Source organism: Flavobacterium frigidarium DSM 17623, from assembly GCF_000425505.1.
In the GTDB taxonomy this organism is placed as follows: domain Bacteria; phylum Bacteroidota; class Bacteroidia; order Flavobacteriales; family Flavobacteriaceae; genus Flavobacterium; species Flavobacterium frigidarium.
Map to the genome: position 1 here is coordinate 262,928 of NZ_KE384392.1, position 18,232 is coordinate 281,159.

General features: G+C 34.4%; 15 protein-coding genes and 1 other RNA gene. 5 read left to right on the forward strand and 11 right to left on the reverse strand.

Annotated features, from left to right (window positions below):
- Positions 1-121: 121 nt before the first annotated feature.
- From acs to H603_RS16890, 7 genes are all read right to left on the reverse strand, one after another.
- A complete protein-coding gene (gene acs, locus H603_RS0113970; RefSeq protein WP_026709197.1) occupies positions 122-2,029 on the reverse strand; it encodes an acetate--CoA ligase in 1,908 nt (635 codons plus the stop codon).
- Between the two features lie 521 nt (positions 2,030-2,550).
- A complete protein-coding gene (gene ilvC / locus H603_RS0113975; RefSeq protein WP_026709198.1) occupies positions 2,551-4,020 on the reverse strand; it encodes a ketol-acid reductoisomerase in 1,470 nt (489 codons plus the stop codon).
- 10 nt (positions 4,021-4,030) lie between these two features.
- Positions 4,031-4,558, reverse strand: a complete 528-nt coding sequence (gene ilvN / locus H603_RS0113980) for an acetolactate synthase small subunit (RefSeq protein WP_026709199.1) — start codon at positions 4,556-4,558, stop codon at positions 4,031-4,033.
- A gap of 96 nt (positions 4,559-4,654) precedes the next feature.
- Positions 4,655-6,352 carry a biosynthetic-type acetolactate synthase large subunit gene (gene ilvB, locus H603_RS0113985; protein ID WP_026709200.1) on the reverse strand — a complete coding sequence of 566 codons (1,698 nt, stop codon included), beginning with the start codon at positions 6,350-6,352 and terminating at the stop codon, positions 4,655-4,657.
- A 40-nt stretch (positions 6,353-6,392) separates the two neighbouring features.
- Positions 6,393-8,066 carry a dihydroxy-acid dehydratase gene (gene ilvD / locus H603_RS0113990; RefSeq protein WP_026709201.1) on the reverse strand — a complete coding sequence of 558 codons (1,674 nt, stop codon included), beginning with the start codon at positions 8,064-8,066 and terminating at the stop codon, positions 6,393-6,395.
- A gap of 41 nt (positions 8,067-8,107) precedes the next feature.
- Positions 8,108-9,232, reverse strand: coding sequence for a 3-isopropylmalate dehydrogenase (gene leuB / locus H603_RS0113995; protein WP_026709202.1), 1,125 nt, complete (start codon positions 9,230-9,232; stop codon positions 8,108-8,110).
- 66 nt (positions 9,233-9,298) lie between these two features.
- Entirely contained in the window at positions 9,299-10,462 is a 1,164-nt protein-coding gene (locus H603_RS16890) for a 2-isopropylmalate synthase (protein WP_084157755.1), read from the reverse strand.
- Positions 10,463-10,616: 154 nt separating this feature from the next.
- Here H603_RS16890 and H603_RS0114005 point away from each other — a divergent pair, with 154 nt between their 5' ends.
- On the forward strand, positions 10,617-12,161 hold the full coding sequence (locus tag H603_RS0114005) for a hypothetical protein (RefSeq protein ID WP_026709203.1): 1,545 nt from the start codon (positions 10,617-10,619) through the stop codon (positions 12,159-12,161).
- A gap of 71 nt (positions 12,162-12,232) precedes the next feature.
- Here H603_RS0114005 and H603_RS0114010 read toward each other — a convergent pair whose 3' ends face one another.
- Together H603_RS0114010 and rnpB are read right to left on the reverse strand one after the other, a co-directional pair.
- Entirely contained in the window at positions 12,233-13,177 is a 945-nt protein-coding gene (locus H603_RS0114010; protein WP_026709204.1) for a ketopantoate reductase family protein, read from the reverse strand.
- A 120-nt stretch (positions 13,178-13,297) separates the two neighbouring features.
- Positions 13,298-13,632: RNase P RNA component class A (gene rnpB / locus H603_RS17170), an RNA gene on the reverse strand.
- A gap of 119 nt (positions 13,633-13,751) precedes the next feature.
- Here rnpB and H603_RS0114015 point away from each other — a divergent pair.
- The 3 genes from H603_RS0114015 to dnaX all read left to right on the forward strand — a co-directional run bounded on the left by H603_RS0114015 (position 13,752) and on the right by dnaX (position 15,687).
- The gene (locus tag H603_RS0114015; protein WP_026709205.1) at positions 13,752-14,063 is read left to right on the forward strand and encodes a hypothetical protein; all 312 of its coding nucleotides are present in this window, start codon (positions 13,752-13,754) and stop codon (positions 14,061-14,063) included.
- Between the two features lie 51 nt (positions 14,064-14,114).
- A complete protein-coding gene (locus H603_RS16895) occupies positions 14,115-14,411 on the forward strand; it encodes a hypothetical protein (protein ID WP_035676098.1) in 297 nt (98 codons plus the stop codon).
- A gap of 190 nt (positions 14,412-14,601) precedes the next feature.
- Positions 14,602-15,687: a DNA polymerase III subunit gamma/tau gene (gene dnaX / locus H603_RS0114025; protein ID WP_026709206.1), complete on the forward strand. Its 1,086-nt coding sequence runs from the start codon at positions 14,602-14,604 to the stop codon at positions 15,685-15,687.
- A gap of 31 nt (positions 15,688-15,718) precedes the next feature.
- On the opposite strand, the gene H603_RS0114030 is transcribed toward dnaX, so the two are convergent.
- Positions 15,719-15,955 (reverse strand): hypothetical protein, encoded by a 237-nt coding sequence (locus H603_RS0114030; protein WP_026709207.1) that lies wholly within the window; start codon positions 15,953-15,955, stop codon positions 15,719-15,721.
- 22 nt (positions 15,956-15,977) lie between these two features.
- Between H603_RS0114030 and H603_RS0114035 the strand changes: the two genes are divergently transcribed.
- Positions 15,978-16,319, forward strand: a complete 342-nt coding sequence (locus tag H603_RS0114035) for a DNA polymerase III (RefSeq protein WP_084157751.1) — start codon at positions 15,978-15,980, stop codon at positions 16,317-16,319.
- Positions 16,320-16,349: 30 nt separating this feature from the next.
- Here H603_RS0114035 and H603_RS0114040 read toward each other — a convergent pair whose 3' ends face one another.
- Positions 16,350-18,122 (reverse strand): MutS-related protein, encoded by a 1,773-nt coding sequence (locus H603_RS0114040; protein WP_026709209.1) that lies wholly within the window; start codon positions 18,120-18,122, stop codon positions 16,350-16,352.
- Positions 18,123-18,232 lie beyond the last annotated feature (110 nt).

Sequence of the window (18,232 nt, forward strand, 5' to 3'; positions counted from 1 at the left end):
GACTCGCTCAAAGATTATAATAGGATTAACAAACGAACGCTTGATAATTATGAAATAGCAATAAAAATAAATGCCCTTTCAATTTAAATTGAAAGGGCATTATAAAGACAATTTTAAAATATTATTTAGAACCTTCTTTTATATGTTCGATAATTTCGGGATTCAGTAAAGTCGAGGTATCACCAAAATTAGAGAAGTCACCTTCGGCAATTTTGCGAAGAATTCTACGCATGATTTTACCCGACCTCGTTTTAGGTAAACCATCAACAAATTGAATTTTATCAAGTTTGGCGATAGGACCTACGTGGTCAGATATGTGCTGGTTAATCTCTTTAAATAAGTTTTCTTTATTTCTAATTTCTCCTGTTTCTTTAAGAATCACATAGCCATAAAGTGCTTTACCCTTAACGTCATGAGGGAAACCTACAATTGCACTTTCTGCAACAGCTGGATGTTCGTTTATCGCATCTTCAATTGGAGCAGTACCTAAATTGTGTCCAGATACTATAACAACATCATCAACACGACCGGTAATACGGTAATACCCTACTTCATCTCTCAAAGCACCATCTCCAGTAAAGAATTTACCTGGAAAAGCCGAAAAATAAGTGTCGATATATCGCTTGTGGTCTCCCCAAATTGTACGTGCAATACCTGGCCAAGGAAACTTAATACAAAGACTTCCTACTACTTGATTCCCCTCAATCTCATTGCGTTTTTCATCCATTAAAACGGGTTGAATTCCAGGCAATGGTAAAGTTGCATACGTGGGTTTTGTAGGAGTTACAAAAGCTAGTGGTGAAATCATGATTCCTCCAGTTTCGGTTTGCCACCAAGTATCAACAACGGGACATTTTTTTGCACCAACATGGTCATTATACCAGTGCCAAGCCTCTTCATTGATGGGCTCACCAACGGAACCAATAACCTTCAATGATTTTAAGGCGTATTTATTAATATACTCTAAATTTTCTTTAGCTAAAGCTCTAATAGCTGTAGGTGCTGTATAAAACTGTGTGATTTTGTGTTTTTCGATAATTTGCCAAAAACGACTGAAGTCGGGATACGATGGAACACCTTCAAAAATTACTGTAGTAGCACCATTTAATAAAGGACCGTAAACAATATAAGAGTGTCCTGTGATCCATCCGATATCAGCGGTACACCAGAAAACATCTGTTTCCTCGTAAGCAAAAACATTTTTAAACGTGTAGGCACTTTGTACCATGTAACCTGCAGTAGTATGTACCATTCCTTTTGGTTTCCCTGTAGATCCAGAAGTGTATAATATAAACAAAGGATCTTCTGCATCCATGATTTCAGCAATTGAATTATCTGATGCTTCATCTAATAAAGGCTGCATCCATTGATCCCTGCCTTCCTTCATGTTAACCTGTGTATTGGTTCTTTTTACCACCAATATTTTTTCGACAGAATCACATTTTTCTAGTGCTTCGTCAATAATTTCTTTTAATGCTATTGTCTTGCTTCCGCGAAAGCCACCATCAGCAGTAATAACCATCTTGCAACCGCTATCTGTGATTCGATTGCTAACTGCATCTGCAGAAAAACCAGCAAAAATAACCGAGTGAATCGCTCCTATCCTAGCACATGCCAACAATGCCACAGCTAATTCTGGTATCATTGGTAAATAAATACAGACACGATCACCTTTAGCAATTCCTTGATCACGCAAAACATTGGCCATTTTACAAACTCTTTGATGCAAATCATTATACGTAATATGAAGAGCTTCTTCCTCCGGATTATTTGGCTCAAAAATAATAGCCGTTTTGTCGCCTCTTTTATTCAAGTGACGATCGATTGCATTTTTAGTGATATTTAATTTGGCTTCAGTAAACCATTTTATATCCCCTTCAGCCATATTAAAATCGACAACCTTATCCCATTGCTGGTACCAAGTAAAATTTTCTTCGGCGATTTTTCCCCAAAATTTTCTTGGTTCTCGAACAGATTTGTTATAATGTTTGAAATATTGTTCTAGATTGTCAACTTTGTAGTAACTCATGCTTTTTTAATTTTTTATAAATGTATTAAAACTCTCTGTATTGCTAAAACAATTTTAACCATTAATTCCTACGAAATCATATGTAATTATTAATATAAAGCACGATAAATTAGGAATGCATTAAAATCAGCAGATTTTTAATACAGCTACAATAAAAAAGAGGTGATACAGCATAGCCATTTCACCTCTTTACTTAATAATTATTCAAACCAATAAATAAAAATTAAAACAAAAAATAACAATTTTAAACCTCTAAACCATGTATATGACTTAGAGGATTAAATTGTATTTTTAACATAAGATCTCTCTGCATTATATAATCTTGTAACAAATTAAAAAAATATACATCCTTAAATTTAAAAGGAATTACTTCACTTAGTTATTGTATTAACTAAGTGAATGTAATGAGCGGTCATATGCATTTTAATTTTTATGCGATGTTGTTTACTAATCCAAAATACAGAAAACAATGCATTTATACCGATTTAAACACACTGTTGTGTGGCAATTCCCTCTAATTATTATCCTATTTTTTTCATTGCAGTCATTGATGTACGCAACCACTCTCCCACTTGCTCGATTGGGTGTACTCTAATACTTTTATTCACGGCAATTAATACGGCATTATCAACATTATTTGACGTTGAGAATGGCTTACCAATGATATTTGTATCTACCGATTTCATGAATTCTGTTAATAATGGCTTGCACGCATGATCAAACAAGTAACAACCATACTCTGCTGTATCAGAAATAATTCTGTTCATTTCGTACAATTTTTTTCTAGCTACTGTATTGGCAATCAAAGGCAATTCGTGTAACGATTCATAATATGCAGACTCTTCAATAATTCCAGACTCAGTCATTGTTTCAAAAGCTAATTCCACACCAGCTTTTACCATTGCAATCATCAAGATACCATTGTCAAAATATTCTTGTTCCGAAATAGCTGCTTCTTGTGGCGCTGTTTTTTCGAAATTAGTTTCAGCAGTAGCGGCTCTCCAAGTCAATAAGTTTACATCGTCATTATCCCAGTCAATCATCATGTTTTTTGAAAATTCACCTGAGATGATATCATCCATGTGTTTTTGAAATAACGGACGCATAATATCTTTTAATTCATCAGCTAGTCTGTATGCTTCTACCTTTGATGGATTAGACAGACGATCCATCATATTAGTGATACCACCATGTTTCAAGGCTTCTGTTACAGTTTCCCAACCGTACTGAATTAATTTTGAAGCATATCCTGGTTCGATACCTTTCTCCACCATTTTATCAAAACACAAGATAGAGCCTGTTTGCAACATTCCGCAAAGAATGGTTTGCTCTCCCATTAAATCTGATTTTACTTCAGCTACAAATGATGAGTTTAACACCCCTGCTTTGTGTCCTCCTGTTGCAACAGCATAAGCTTTTGCTTGAGCAAAACCTTCCTCATTAGGGTCATTTTCAGGGTGAACAGCAATTAATGTAGGCACACCAAAACCTCTTTTATATTCCTCACGAACTTCTGATCCTGGACATTTAGGAGCACACATAATAACTGTGATATCCTTACGTATCTGCATTCCTTCTTCAACGATATTAAAACCATGAGAATAAGCAAGTGTTGATCCTTTTTTCATTAAAGGCATAATTGCAGTAACTACTGCAGTATGTTGTTTATCTGGCGTTAGGTTACAAACTAAATCTGCTGTAGGAATTAATTCTTGATAAGTTCCTACTTTAAAACCATTGTCTGCGGCATTCATATAAGAAGCTCTCTTTTGATCAATTGCCTCTTGTCTCAATGCATAAGAAATATCTAAACCAGAATCTCTCATGTTCAATCCTTGATTCAAACCTTGAGCTCCACAACCTACAATTACTACTTTTTTACCTTTTAAAGCCGCGATTCCATCAGCAAATTCTGATTGATCCATGAATTCGCAAACGCCTAATTGTTCTAATTGTAATCTAAGTGGTAATGAATTGAAATAATTTGCCATTTTTATATTTTTAATTTTGTTTTAGTTCTTCTAATAATGCTGAAATTTCCATTTTTTCTTTCGAAATAGAAATTCTTCCTGAGCGTACAAACTGCATGATTCCGTACGGTTTTAGTTTCGAATACAGCTCTTCTATTTCTGATCTTTTTCCTGATTTTGAAATCACAAAAAAGTCTCTTGCTACAGTAACAATTTCTGAATTACTTTCTTTGATAATATTTTGAATTTGTCTTTCATCAAAAAGCAGACTTGATTCAATTTTGAAAAGGGCATTTTCTAGAAAGATTGTTTCTTCGTCTACATGATAGAAAGCTTTAATAACCTCAATTTGCTTTTCTATTTGACCTACAATGTTTTGCACCCATTTTTCAGTGGTATCCACAACTATTATAAATCTTGAAACAGTCTCAATCTCTGATTCTGAAACATTTAAACTCAATATATTAATGTGACGCTTCAAGAATATTCCTGATATCCTGTTAAGCAGTCCTACGTTGTTTTCTGAATAAACAGAAATCGTGAATGTTTTATTTTCCATTTTTTTTATGTTCAAAGCTTTTATGTTTAATGTTTAAAGTTGGCCAACATCCATTTTCAATTGACTTTACTTTTATACCTTAAACTTTAAACTACATTAAGACAAACGAATGTCTGAAACTGATGCTCCTGTAGGTATCATTGGGAATACATTATTTTCTTTTTCGACCATTACTTCAAGAAAGTAAGACTCTTTTGAAGCCAACATTTCAGCAACTGCAGCGTCTAGATCTTCCCGTTTTGTTACCTTTTTTGCTTTGATATAATAACCTTCTGCAATAGCTGTAAAATTAGGGTTAGTCATTTCTGTAGAAGCATATCTTCTGTCAAAAAACAACTCCTGCCACTGACGTACCATTCCTAAGAATTCGTTATTTAAGACTACTATTTTTACCGGTACTTTTGTTTGAAAAATAGTTCCTAGTTCTTGAATTGTCATCTGGAAACCACCATCTCCAATAATAGCAACTACTTCGCGATCTGGCATTCCCATTTTAGCTCCAATTGCTGCTGGTAAAGCAAATCCCATTGTTCCTAAACCTCCAGAAGTAACATTACTTTTAGATTGATTGAATTTAGAATAACGGCAAGTGAACATTTGGTGCTGACCTACATCAGAAACCATGATAGCATCTCCTTTTGAATGTTTGTTAATCATTTCGATAGTTTCACCCATTGAAATTCCTTTACCATTTGTAGGAGCGAGCTCTTCATTAATTACTTTTTCGCATTCAATTTTATATAATTCCTTAAATTTAGTATGCCAGTCATCATGAGATTTATTTGCGATGAGAGGTAGAATTGCTTCAAGAGATTCTTTTACGTCTCCTAGTACTGCTACTTCTGTTTTAACATTTTTATCAATTTCAGCTGGATCAATATCAAAGTGAATCACTTTTGCTTGCTTCGCGTAGGTTTCTAAATTTCCTGTAACACGATCATCAAATCGCATTCCTAAAGCAATTAAAACATCACACTCATTAGTCATGATATTAGGTGCATAATTTCCGTGCATCCCTAACATTCCCACATTTAGAGGGTGGTCTGTAGGTAATGCAGATAATCCTAAAATAGTCCAAGCGGCAGGAATTCCTGTTTTTTCAACAAATGCTTTAAACAACTCTTCAGCTTTACCAAGGATAATACCTTGTCCAAAAACAATTAGGGGTTTTTTAGCATTGTTGATAATCGCGGCAGCCTCTTCAACTTTTTTTAATTTTAATTTTGGAACAGCAACATAACTTCTAATGGCTGTACATTTTTCATACGAGAAATCAAGCAAATCAAATTGTGCATTCTTAGTAATATCTACTAATACTGGACCTGGACGACCTGATCTTGCAATGTAAAAAGCTTTGGCCATGATTTCTGGAATCTCTGAAGCTTCTGTAATTTGGTAATTCCATTTAGTCACCGGAGTCGAAATGCCAATGATATCAGTTTCTTGAAAAGCATCTGAGCCAAGCAAGTGTTTTCCAACTTGTCCTGTGATACAAACCATAGGTGTTGAATCAATTTGTGCATCTGCAATTCCTGTAACTAGATTAGTTGCCCCCGGTCCCGAAGTTGCTATTGCCACACCCACTTTTCCTGTTGCTCTTGCAAATCCTTGTGCGGCGTGTGTTGCACCTTGTTCGTGACGAACTAATACATGATGTAATTCGTCTTTAAACTTATATAATTCATCGTAGACTGGCATGATGGCGCCACCAGGGTAGCCGTAAACCAAATCTACTCCTTCTGCTAATAGACATCTAATAACGGCTTCTGCGCCTGATATTTTATTTGTTTCCATCGGATATAATTTATTCGCATTGAGACTAACGCTCTTTGCTTTATTTGTCAGTTACACATCCCGTAGATGCGCTTGATACTGAACGAATGTATTTTAGTAAAACTCCTTTTTTAATACTCGATTCGGGTTGCACCCATTTTGCTTTTCTTGCAGCAAACTCTTCGTCAGAAATTTTTAAGTTAATAGTGTTTTTGACTGCATCGATAGTGATGATATCACCATTTTCAACTAGTGCAATTCCACCTCCATCAAAAGCTTCTGGCGTTACGTGACCAACAACAAAGCCATGTGAACCACCAGAGAATCTACCATCAGTGATCAAAGCGACACTTTTTCCTAAACCTGCACCCATAATCGCTGATGTTGGTTTAAGCATTTCAGGCATTCCTGGCCCACCTTTAGGTCCACAGTATCTAATGACGACTACATTACCTGGTTTTACCTCTCCAGCACGAACGCCTTTAATTACATCATGTTCGTTTTCAAAAACGATAGCATCTCCTTCAAAATATTCTCCTTCATTACCACTAATTTTAGCAACACAACCTTCTTCGGCTAGATTACCATAAAGTATTTGTATATTACCTGTTGCTTTTAATGCTTTTTGGATTTCGTGAATAACCTCTTGTCCATCGTTTAAGTCAGGAACAGCAGCTAAGTTTTCAGCTAATGTTTTACCAGTTACAGTCAAGCAATTTCCGTGAAGAAGTCCTTCTTTTAATAAATATTTCATCACTCCTGGAACGCCACCTACTTCATGTAAATCTTCCATTAGATACTTTCCACTAGGTTTTAAATCAGCTAGTAATGGTGTTTTGTCACTAATGTCTTGGAAATCTTTTAATGTGATTTCGATATCAACAGAATGTGCCATTGCAATTAAATGCATCACCGCATTTGTAGATCCTCCTAAAACAGCCACCATGGTGATCGCATTCTCAAATGCTTCACGAGTCATTATATCTCGAGGTTTGATATCTTTTTCTAACAATATTCTAATTGCTTTTCCAGCATCAATACATTCTTGTTTTTTCTCTTGGCTTAAAGCTGGGTTTGACGAACTGTAAGGCAGACTCATTCCTAAAGCTTCAATTGCTGATGACATGGTGTTAGCAGTGTACATTCCTCCACAAGCACCGGCACCTGGACAAGCGTTTTTAATAACACCTTTGAAATCCTCTGGTTCGATAGTATTGCTGAATTTTTTTCCTAATGCTTCAAACGCAGAAACAATATTTAGAGATTCTCCTTTCCATTTACCAGAATGAATTGTTCCTCCATAAACCATAATCGATGGGCGATTTACTCTACCCATCGCAATTACAGATCCTGGCATATTCTTGTCGCAACCTGGAACGGCTATTAGTCCATCATACCATTGTGCTCCCATAACTGTTTCGATAGAATCAGCGATTACGTCTCTCGATACTAGTGAAAAACGCATTCCATCAGTCCCATTCGAAATTCCATCACTTACACCCACAGTATTAAAAATTAGACCAACAAGATCTTCTTTCCATACTCCTTTTTTAATATCCTTGGCTAGATCGTTCAAGTGCATGTTGCAGGTATTCCCTTCGTAACCCATACTTACAATCCCTACTTGCGCTTTTTTAAGATCTTCTTCTGTTAATCCTATTCCGTACAACATCGCTTGTGCTGCCGGTTGCGTTTCGTCTTGGGTGATGGTTTTACTATATTTATTTAATTCCATTATATGTATTTCTTGCTGTATTTTTAATTTATTTTTTTAATCTAAACGATAGTTGACTGTCCGATGTGTACATTATCATTATTGAAGTACATCAAATCATCTTTGTTCAAAATAAAGTTGGAAACAAACTCCCCTACTTCATTAGTTCCAAAACTAGTTCCAGGATTTAAATCCAAGGTCACTACATTGTATTCAATCGCTTTTTCAATTGCTTCGTGAACTAATTTTGCTTCTTCGGTCAAGCCGAAATGTTCTAATAACATAGCTGCTGAAACGATTGAAGCTATAGGATTTGCAATATTTTTCCCTTTAGCCTGCGGAAACGATTTATGAATTGGTTCGAATAGTGCTTTTTTAGTACCAAAAGATGCTGAAGCCAATAATCCTATTGATCCCGTGATTGCACTTGCCTCATCAGAAAGAATATCTCCAAAAAGATTTTCAGTTAGAATAACATCAAATTGTCTCGGATTAAGAACTAATTGCATTGCTGCGGTATCCACAAAAAGAAAATTCAATTCTACATCTGGATAATCATAAGCCACTTTTTGCACTACATTTCGCCATAACCTAGAAGTTTCAAGAACATTGGCTTTGTCCACCATAGTAACTTTATTTCTTCTTTTTTGAGCTGCTTGAAATGCCAAGTGTGTAATTCTTGTAATTTCTTCCTCTGAGTATTCACATACATCAGTGGCTTTGTTTTTTTCGTCGTTTAAACTTTTATCACTAAAATATATTCCCCCTGTTAATTCTCTAAAAATGATAAAGTCGGTACCTTCGATAATCTCTCTTTTCAAAGGCGACGAATGCATTAATGTTGCATAGGTCTTAATTGGTCTTTTATTAGCAAAAAGCCCTAATTCTTTTCTTAATTTTAAAACTGCTTGTGATGGACGTTTTTGTGCATCTGGATTGTTATCGTATTTTGGATCTCCATCTCCTACAGTTCCTAGTAAAACTACATCTGTATTTAAACAAAGATTCAATGTTTGCTCAGGCAATGCTGTACCTGTTTTATCAATAGCGACAGCACCAATTAAGGCATCTTCAAAAATAAACTCGTGATCAAACATCACGCTAATGGCATACAATGCTTTTTTGGCTTGTAAAACTACTTCGGGTCCTATTCCGTCTCCTGGTAAAACTGCTATCTTTAAATTCATATCTCTCGCTATTAATAATCAATTAGAAAAAATAATTAGTTGTGTTATTTGGTCTAATGCAAACAGTTATACGGTTACGCTCTTACAAGCTTCTATTATTTGATGAATGTCTTCATCTACTACTTCTTTTTTTATGTCGGCAAATCTTAAGAATTCTTGGTATACAATATCTAGTTGTACCTTTGTCAATTCATAACCTACCTTTTTTGCTCTATATGCTAGCGCCGCTCTTCCGCTTCTAGCTGTCAAGACTATTGATGATTCATTTACGCCTACTTCCAGCGGATCCATGATTTCATAGGTTGCTCTATTTTTAATCACACCATCTTGGTGGATTCCTGAGCTATGTGCAAAGGCATTAGCACCTACGATTGCTTTATTTGGCTGAACCACCATTCCCATACTTTCAGAAACCAAACGACTCATTTCGTTTAATTGTCTCGTGTTTATATCAGTATAAAGATTCAAATAAGGATGTTGTTTAAAAATCATTACTACTTCCTCAAGTGCCGTATTTCCTGCTCTTTCCCCTATTCCGTTAATGGTACATTCAATTTGTCTAGCACCATTAATAGCTCCTGAGATCGAGTTAGCGGTAGCCATTCCTAAATCATTATGACAATGACAAGACAAAACCACATTTTCTATACCTTTTACATTCTCTCTAAGGTATTTGATTTTTGCTCCGTATTCCTCTGGCAAGCAATAGCCAGTTGTATCTGGGATATTTAATACCGTCGCTCCTGATTTAATCACTTCCTCACAGACTCGAGCAAGAAACTCGTTATCCGTTCGTCCAGCGTCTTCAGCATAAAATTCTACATCTTCAACATATGATTTTGCGTGGGCTACAGCAGCTTTTGCTCTGGCGATTACATCCTCACGAGTAGTATTTAATTTATGAACAATATGCGATTCAGAAGTTCCTATACCAGTATGAATTCTTGGTCGTTTAGCATATCTTAAAGCATCTGCGGCAACATCTATATCATTCTTTACTGCTCTAGTCAACCCACAAACAGTAGCATTCTTTACAATTTTGCTAATTTCAGAAACAGATAAAAAATCACCAGGACTAGATACGGGGAAACCAGCTTCGATAATATCAACACCCATCTCATCCAGTCGACTTGCGATTACTAGTTTTTGTTTGGTATCTAATTTACATCCTGGAACTTGCTCTCCGTCTCTTAAAGTGGTGTCAAAAATTTGAACTTTCTCTCTATTCATTTTCATTTATTTAATGTAATTTCACATTTCAATAACAAAGTTAGATTTGATTCCCTCATTATAAAACCAAATCCTACGAAATATACTGCTCATAAAGCAAACTATAAAGATATAAGTTATTGATTACCAATTATTTAAGCTTTACTATTTTACAATGGCTAACCATCAAAAAGATTTTTTATTTGTATTAATTAAATCACTTTCTAAGTCAGAAAAGCGACAATTTAAAATATTTGCCAGCAGATTAGAAGCGAGTTCGCATACTAAGTTTATTGAATTGTTTAATATTTTAGATAAGTCTGAAACGTATGACGAGAAAATTATATTAAAAAGTGGTGCCATCAAGAAGGTACAGTTATCAAATTTGAAGTCGTATTTATACAAGCAAATTCTGGTAAGCATTCGTTTGAACATCCCTAGTCAGAACATACGATACCAATTAAGAGAACAAATTGATTTTGCTAGTATTCTATATAATAAAGGACTTTATAAGCAAAGTTTGAAGATATTAGACAAAACTAAAATCCAAGCGTTAGAAAATGACGAAAAATACATGGCTTTTGAAATTGTTGAGTTCGAAAAACTTATTGAATCACAATACATCACACGAAGTATTCAAGGTCGTGCGGACGAACTTGTGGTGCAAGCAAAGGAATTGAATTATCGAAATACTATTTCGAGTAAATTATCAAACCTTTCACTTCAACTGTACGGAATCATGCTTAAAACGGGTTACGCAAAAACAGATGAAGAATTTCAATACATTGACGAGTATTTCACGAAACATATCTCGAAATTTGATGAGAATAAATTTGGTTTTCGTGAAAAATATTGGTTTTACAATGCTAATTTGTGGCACAGCTTTTTAGTGCAAGATTTCTTGGCTAGTTACAAATATGCCTACAAGTGGGTAACACTGTTTTATGATAATCCAAATATGATCTATCTTAATCCAGTCTTTTTCTTAAAAGGAAATCACTATTTGCTAGAATCATTGTTCATGTTGAAATACAAATCTAATTTTAAAAAATATCTTTTAAAGTTAGAGGAGACGATAAACAACTCTAAGTTTCCAGCAAACGACAATATTGCATCATTGTCATTTTTATACTTATACAATAACAAGTTAAATTACCATATTCTAGAAGGTACTTTTAATGAAAGTGAATACCTAATTCCGGAAATCTTACACAAAATAAAATTGCATAGTGAGCACTTAGATGAACATCACGAAATGTTGTTTTACTATAAAATTGCTTGTATTTACTTTGGGACAGAGAAATATGCTGAATCTATTTTCTATCTAGAAAAGATCATTAATAATAAAAATCTAAGCATGCGTGAGGACTTAATGTGCTTTGCTAGGTTATTGTATTTAATTGTTCATTACGAAATGGGAAAAGATTTCAACTTAGAATCACAGCTTAAGAGTACCTATAAGTTTCTTTTAAAAATGAATGATTTACACGAAGTTCAAAAAGAAATTATTCGGTTTTTGAAAAACTTGAATTCACTCTATCCTGCAGATATCAAGAAAGAATTTATAAAAATGCGTGCTCGCTTCATTGAGTTGGAAAAAAACACCTATGAAAAAAGAGCCTTTTTATACTTAGACATTATCTCGTGGTTAGAAAGTAAAATCGAAAACAGAAAAATTGCCGACATCATGCGTGAAAAGGCAAAATTAATAAATAGATAAAAAAAAGCCCGTCACAGTTCGAAACCGTGACGGGCTTTTTAACTAATTTATAAAAGAGGAAAACCGCAATTTTAAAGTGCTTCATCTGAAGGCATTTTAGGTAACAAAGTTTCGAGAACCTTTGTGTAATTAGGCATATCAACCTCATATTTTATTCCTTCATTAACTACAAATTCAGTTAACGAAGCCAACTCAAAGTTGCTCCCAGCAATGACATCTCTATGCATTGATGAAGTAGCGCTGTGTGGCATTTTTTCTAATTGATTGATCGTCTTCATGGTAATATCTCCCGGTAAATCAAGTCCTTTTACCGCCGCGAGCATGGTAATTTCTTGCAATAAATTCACGAATAAAGTTCTACTTGAATTAGACGCAATAATTTCTCCAATATTCTGATTTAAATACGATGTAGCGGAAGCTAAACTAGAGATGAAAATGAATTTCTCCCACACTTTTGCTTCAATATTTTCTAAAAGGCTACTTTCGATAGCTGCTTTTTCAAAAATACTTTGTAATGCTTTCAACTTAGAGAGCGGTGCCGAATCTGAACCAAAGAAAAGTTTCTCGATAGGCCCTACTTTTTTAATAACTGCGGGGCTTTCGATCATGGCAACGATATAGACGCAGCCTAATAATACTTCATTATCTGGATATAATGTTCGAATTCTCTCTGGAACATCTACACCGTTATATAAAGGTAGAAAAACCGTATTTTTAGTAATACATTTTCTAAGTGTTTCTAAACTACTCTCGATATCATAAGTTTTTGTAGCACAAATTAAATAATCAAGTTTCCCTATTTGCTCGGGATCATTAGAGACAATAGCTGGAAAAACGATAGTCTCAGCTTCGTCTGTGATCAATTTCAAACCTGATTCTGATACTATCTCAAGGGTTTTCCCTCTTGCAATAAATACAATTTCAACTGTTTCGGAATCTTTATAGGCTTTCGCCAAAAGACCTCCAAAATAGCCACCTACTCCACCTAGACCTAAAATACCTATTCTTGTTTTCATAATTTATTTTTTAGATAAAAAAAACCATTAAGAAATAAAGCCTAGCAAATTGAAAAACTTACTATTACTTAATTTCTTAATGGTTATTATTGATTTCAAAATCACAATGCATTAAATTAGTAAAAAAACAGACCTATAAGCCGGATTCTGTATCTCGATAAATCGAGACCCTCATCATTTATCTAGATCTCAAATTACTTTGAGACTCAAGCTATCTACCCTTCAACAACGAGCGAGAAACCCTTAAATGCTGATATACTTGATATTTCACCGTATAGAGTTTACCTGGTTTCACTACAGCATTACCTGTACATACTTTCTGTTGCACTTGTCCTAGCATTAATAAATTAACACTGACGGGTGTTACCCGCTATACTTCCCTATGGTGTCCGGACTTTCCTCTCTCTTGTCCTAATAGGTATCAGGAACAAAACAGCGATAAGGCGGTCTGTTGCGCAAATTTACATTATTTATTACACCTTTTCTACAAAGTATTATTTACTTTAACAACAGTTTTATAATCTCTTAATAATAAAAGACTTATCTTTAAGCTATAACCAATAACTTTATATTTATGAAAATTAAAATGTACCACTATGCCACGGTTTCAAAAGCATTAGACGATTTGCATGAAAAAGGATTTACTTATGATTTTAATATTAATGAACAAGAAATTGTAAAAAATCCACAGAAATACGAAATTGAGCATGTGTACAGATACGAAGGCAATACTGATCCTGGAGATGAGGCAATTGTTTATGGTATTAAATGTTCTACAGGTCGAAGAGGTGTTTTTGTAACCGGTTTTGCGGCTAATTCTATTAGCGAAGCAGGACAAATATTAATCAATTTGAGCACTAAAGATGGTCGAAAGAGAGCTGTTTAACTTTGTAACTATTTAGTTAGGAATGGCAATTGAATTTAAATAGCAACAATTATGAAAAAGACCTATCATTATGCCTCTGTTTCAAAAGCGCTAGACGAGTTAAAACTTTTAGGGTTTACCTATGATTATAATCTGGATGAAGACTATATAGTCAACAATGCAGAAGATATAAATATAGCACATGTGTACCGATACGAAGGTTTTACAAATCCAGACGATCAAGCTACAGTATATGGAATCCAACCAAAAAATGGTAAGAAAGGCGTTTTTGTTTCTGGATTTGCTCCCAATTCAATTACCGATGCCTTGCGAGCAATTATAGATATCCAAATAAGACAGAGAGAATAAGAGAATCATTTTTTATAGCATCTTATTGTTGCAAAAGCAAGTAATAATCTGTCTTGTAATGTCTTGCTATTGCTATTTTGTATCTAATAAAACCAGGTTAATTTCACACTTTTTTTTAGTTGATAATTATGTAAAGTATCGTTTTTAAAATCTAATTGCATTGACTATATTTGCTTTCGAATAAAAATCTATGGAACAATTTATAGTATCAGCTCGTAAATACCGACCACAAACATTTAACGATGTTGTGGGGCAAAAAGCTATAACAAATACTTTACTAAATGCTATAGAGAGCAATCACTTGGCCTCGGCATTATTATTTACAGGACCTCGTGGTGTAGGGAAAACAACTTGCGCCCGTATTCTAGCCCGTAAAATTAATCAGCCTGGTTATGATGATCCTACTGAAGATTTTGCTTTTAATGTTTTCGAATTAGATGCTGCTTCAAACAATTCTGTTGATGATATTCGTAGTTTGATTGATCAAGTACGCATACCTCCACAAACAGGAAAGTACAAAGTGTATATTATTGATGAGGTGCACATGTTGTCTTCGGCTGCTTTTAATGCATTCTTAAAAACATTAGAGGAACCGCCTAAACATGCGATTTTTATTTTGGCTACGACCGAAAAACATAAAATCATTCCTACTATTTTATCTCGATGTCAAATATTTGATTTTAAGCGAATCACTGTAAAAGATGCTAAAGAGCACCTTGCAGAAGTTGCTACAAGTCAAGGAGTACAGTTTGAAGATGATGCTTTGCATATTATCGCTCAAAAAGCAGATGGTGCGATGCGTGATGCTTTATCGATTTTTGATAGAGTAGTTTCTTATTGTGGTACCAACTTGACGCGTCAGGCAGTTACGGAGAATTTAAATGTTCTTGATTACGAAACCTACATTAACATTACCGAATTATTACTAGAGAGTAAGATTCCAGATTTATTGATGGCTTTTAATGATATTTTATCAAAAGGATTTGATGCACATCATTTTGTATCAGGTCTAGCTTCTCACTTTAGAGATTTATTGGTAAGTAAAACACCCGCTACTTTAACTTTACTTGAGGTAGGTGAGCAAGCACAAAAAATGTACGGATTGCAAGCACAAAAATGCAGCACTGAATTTCTATTAAAAGGAATCGAAATTGCCAATGACTGTGATTTAAAATACAAATTGAGTCAGAACCAGCGATTACTCGTTGAATTATGTTTGATGCAACTTGCCTCTATCAATTATGATGGAGAAAAAAAAAAGTTGAGTCCTTTATAATTCCGCCTACCTATTTTAGAAAACAACCTGATTATTCTATTGCCGAAGTTAAGAAAACCGCTCCTACCGTTAGTTCAGAAGAAACGATAACTGCACCTACTCCAGCACCAACAATAAGTGCAACGCCTCCTCCTGTTCCAGTTGTTAAAAAGGAGGAAACATTTAATGGACCTAAAGTTTCGGCATTTTCAATAGGGAGCATCAAAGCAAAAAAAGCACTTGAAGAAAGCAGCAAAAACTTCGTAAAACCAACCGAAAACTTACCCACAGAAGCCTTTACAGAAACTGAAATGATGATTCAATGGACCAATTATGCTAAAAAGTTGGGTGCCAAAGGATTTAAGATCATGGAATCATTATTATTAATCAACGATCCTGTTTTAAACGGAACCGTGATTAGTATCGAATTACCGAACGAAGGCTCTAAATTAGATTTTGAAAGCCAAAAAAATGGTTTAATAGGACATTTGCGCGGACATTTACACAATCATGACATTACTATCGAAGTGATCGTTAATGAGAGTTTTGAGAGCAAAAGAAGTTTTAACGACCAAGATCGCTACAATCGTTTACACGAAATAAATCCAAATATTGATCTATTGAGAACAACATTTGGATTAGATATTACTTAATGTATTTATTTCTGAAATTCTAAACAAAAACTATATTACACCTATCTTTTTCATCAAGAAAGTTGCGCTTTTATTTTTGCAAATTCCGTCACGTAGTTTGTAATCAAAGTGCAAATCATTATTTACTATTTCGACTTCAAAACACTTATTTGTCAATGTATTAGGGTATTCGTGAGTAGTTAAGCATACTTCAATATCATGCGTTGCAATCGCACCTATTGCGTTTTTAGCAATTACTTTCTTCACCACTTCAATTGTTCCGTTTCGCTTATCATCAGAGTTGGTTCCTCTCAAGATCTCGTCTAACAATACAAAAGCCGGTTTATCCTCCAGAGCATCCATAATTAATTTTAACCTTTTAATTTCAGCAAAAAAGTAAGACTCGCTATCAGAAAGCGAATCAGATAAACGCATAGAAACTAATATAGGTAGTGGTTGCACATTTGCCTCACTAGCACAAACTACCGATCCTATTCCAGAGAGCACCATATTGATTCCTAAACTTCTTAAAAAAGTACTTTTCCCAGACATATTAGAACCTGTTAAAATCATAAAACTTTGAGGATGAAAAGAGGCATCATTCCCTACCCTACTTCTTGAATTAAGCAAAGGATGACTCAAGTTTTTAAAATCTATTTTGCCTTCGTTATTTAAACTTGGGAAAACAAAAGCAGGATTATTGTAGGCAAGATTCCCTAAGCTGTTAAGCATTTCAAATTCGCCTATAACCTCTAACCACAGCTCCAGCACACTCGCGTGTTCTTCTTTCCAAGTTAATAATCGTTTTAAAACATGTAGATTAAAAAGGAACGAACCGTTGAATAATGAAGCTGCAACCAAGTTACCAATCGTATCCATATTAGAAAACAATCCAGATAATTTGTGCAAATGAACGCTCGCATTCACCTCTTTATATTTTAAACTCTCCTGTAAATCAATCAGCTTTTTTGATTTAAAATCTTCTTTTTCTATTTGTTCAAGTAATGAGGCATATTGACTTATGACTTTATCGATATCTTCGGCATTGGCAATTTCGATCTGAATCCGCTTTAAAAATGTTCCAAGAATCGCTAAGTTTATGATAAAAATATACGTTAAGTACGTTAAAAAGATCGTATTGGACGTAAAGATGTACGCTACCAATGTTGCTACAAATAAAACGGGCATAATATAAGAAACGATATCAGTCCATTTAGGCAATGACGTACTTGGAAATTTGCTCCAAGCAAGTAGCGCATCATAACTTAGCTTATTATCTTTGGTTACTTTAGCGTAAGCAAAAAACTCTTGACGCCAACCTATTTTAGCACTTAGTTCTGCAACTGCTTCTTGATTCTCTAGAATTTCATCGTTAGGCAAAACACTTAATAATTGATTTGCAAGCGTCTTTTTACCCACATAAGTTGCAGTACGATTGATATTTTGAAATAATGAATGATCTCCAAAAATATCTAAATCATAAGCATAAGGATGCTGAAAATCATTAAACACAGCACCGTTAGCAAAGTGCAAACTCCCATGTTCTAAATACTGATCTTCGTTTTCATTGATTTCGATCAAAGCTTCAGTAAGTTTTCTTTTTGTCGATAGCTTTGCATGGTAGCGCATTAAGAGAATGAAGGTCGCAAACGACAATATTTCTAATGCAATATATACTGTTTGTGTTTGTTGTAAATGAAAGTATAAAGCACCAATAAAAATAACAATGCTCAATAATCTAAGAAAACTTATCGTGGTATATTTTTTATTAATTGAAAGCAAATCCTTAGAAAATTGCTCCTTATTTGATTGGTATATATTCATGGTTTAATTTATGTTTCACAAATATAATATTCCGTGACAAATAACTTATGTAATAAAATCTTAAATCGTTTCTACAAAAAAAAAAAATAGCAGCTATAACTTGACATTCA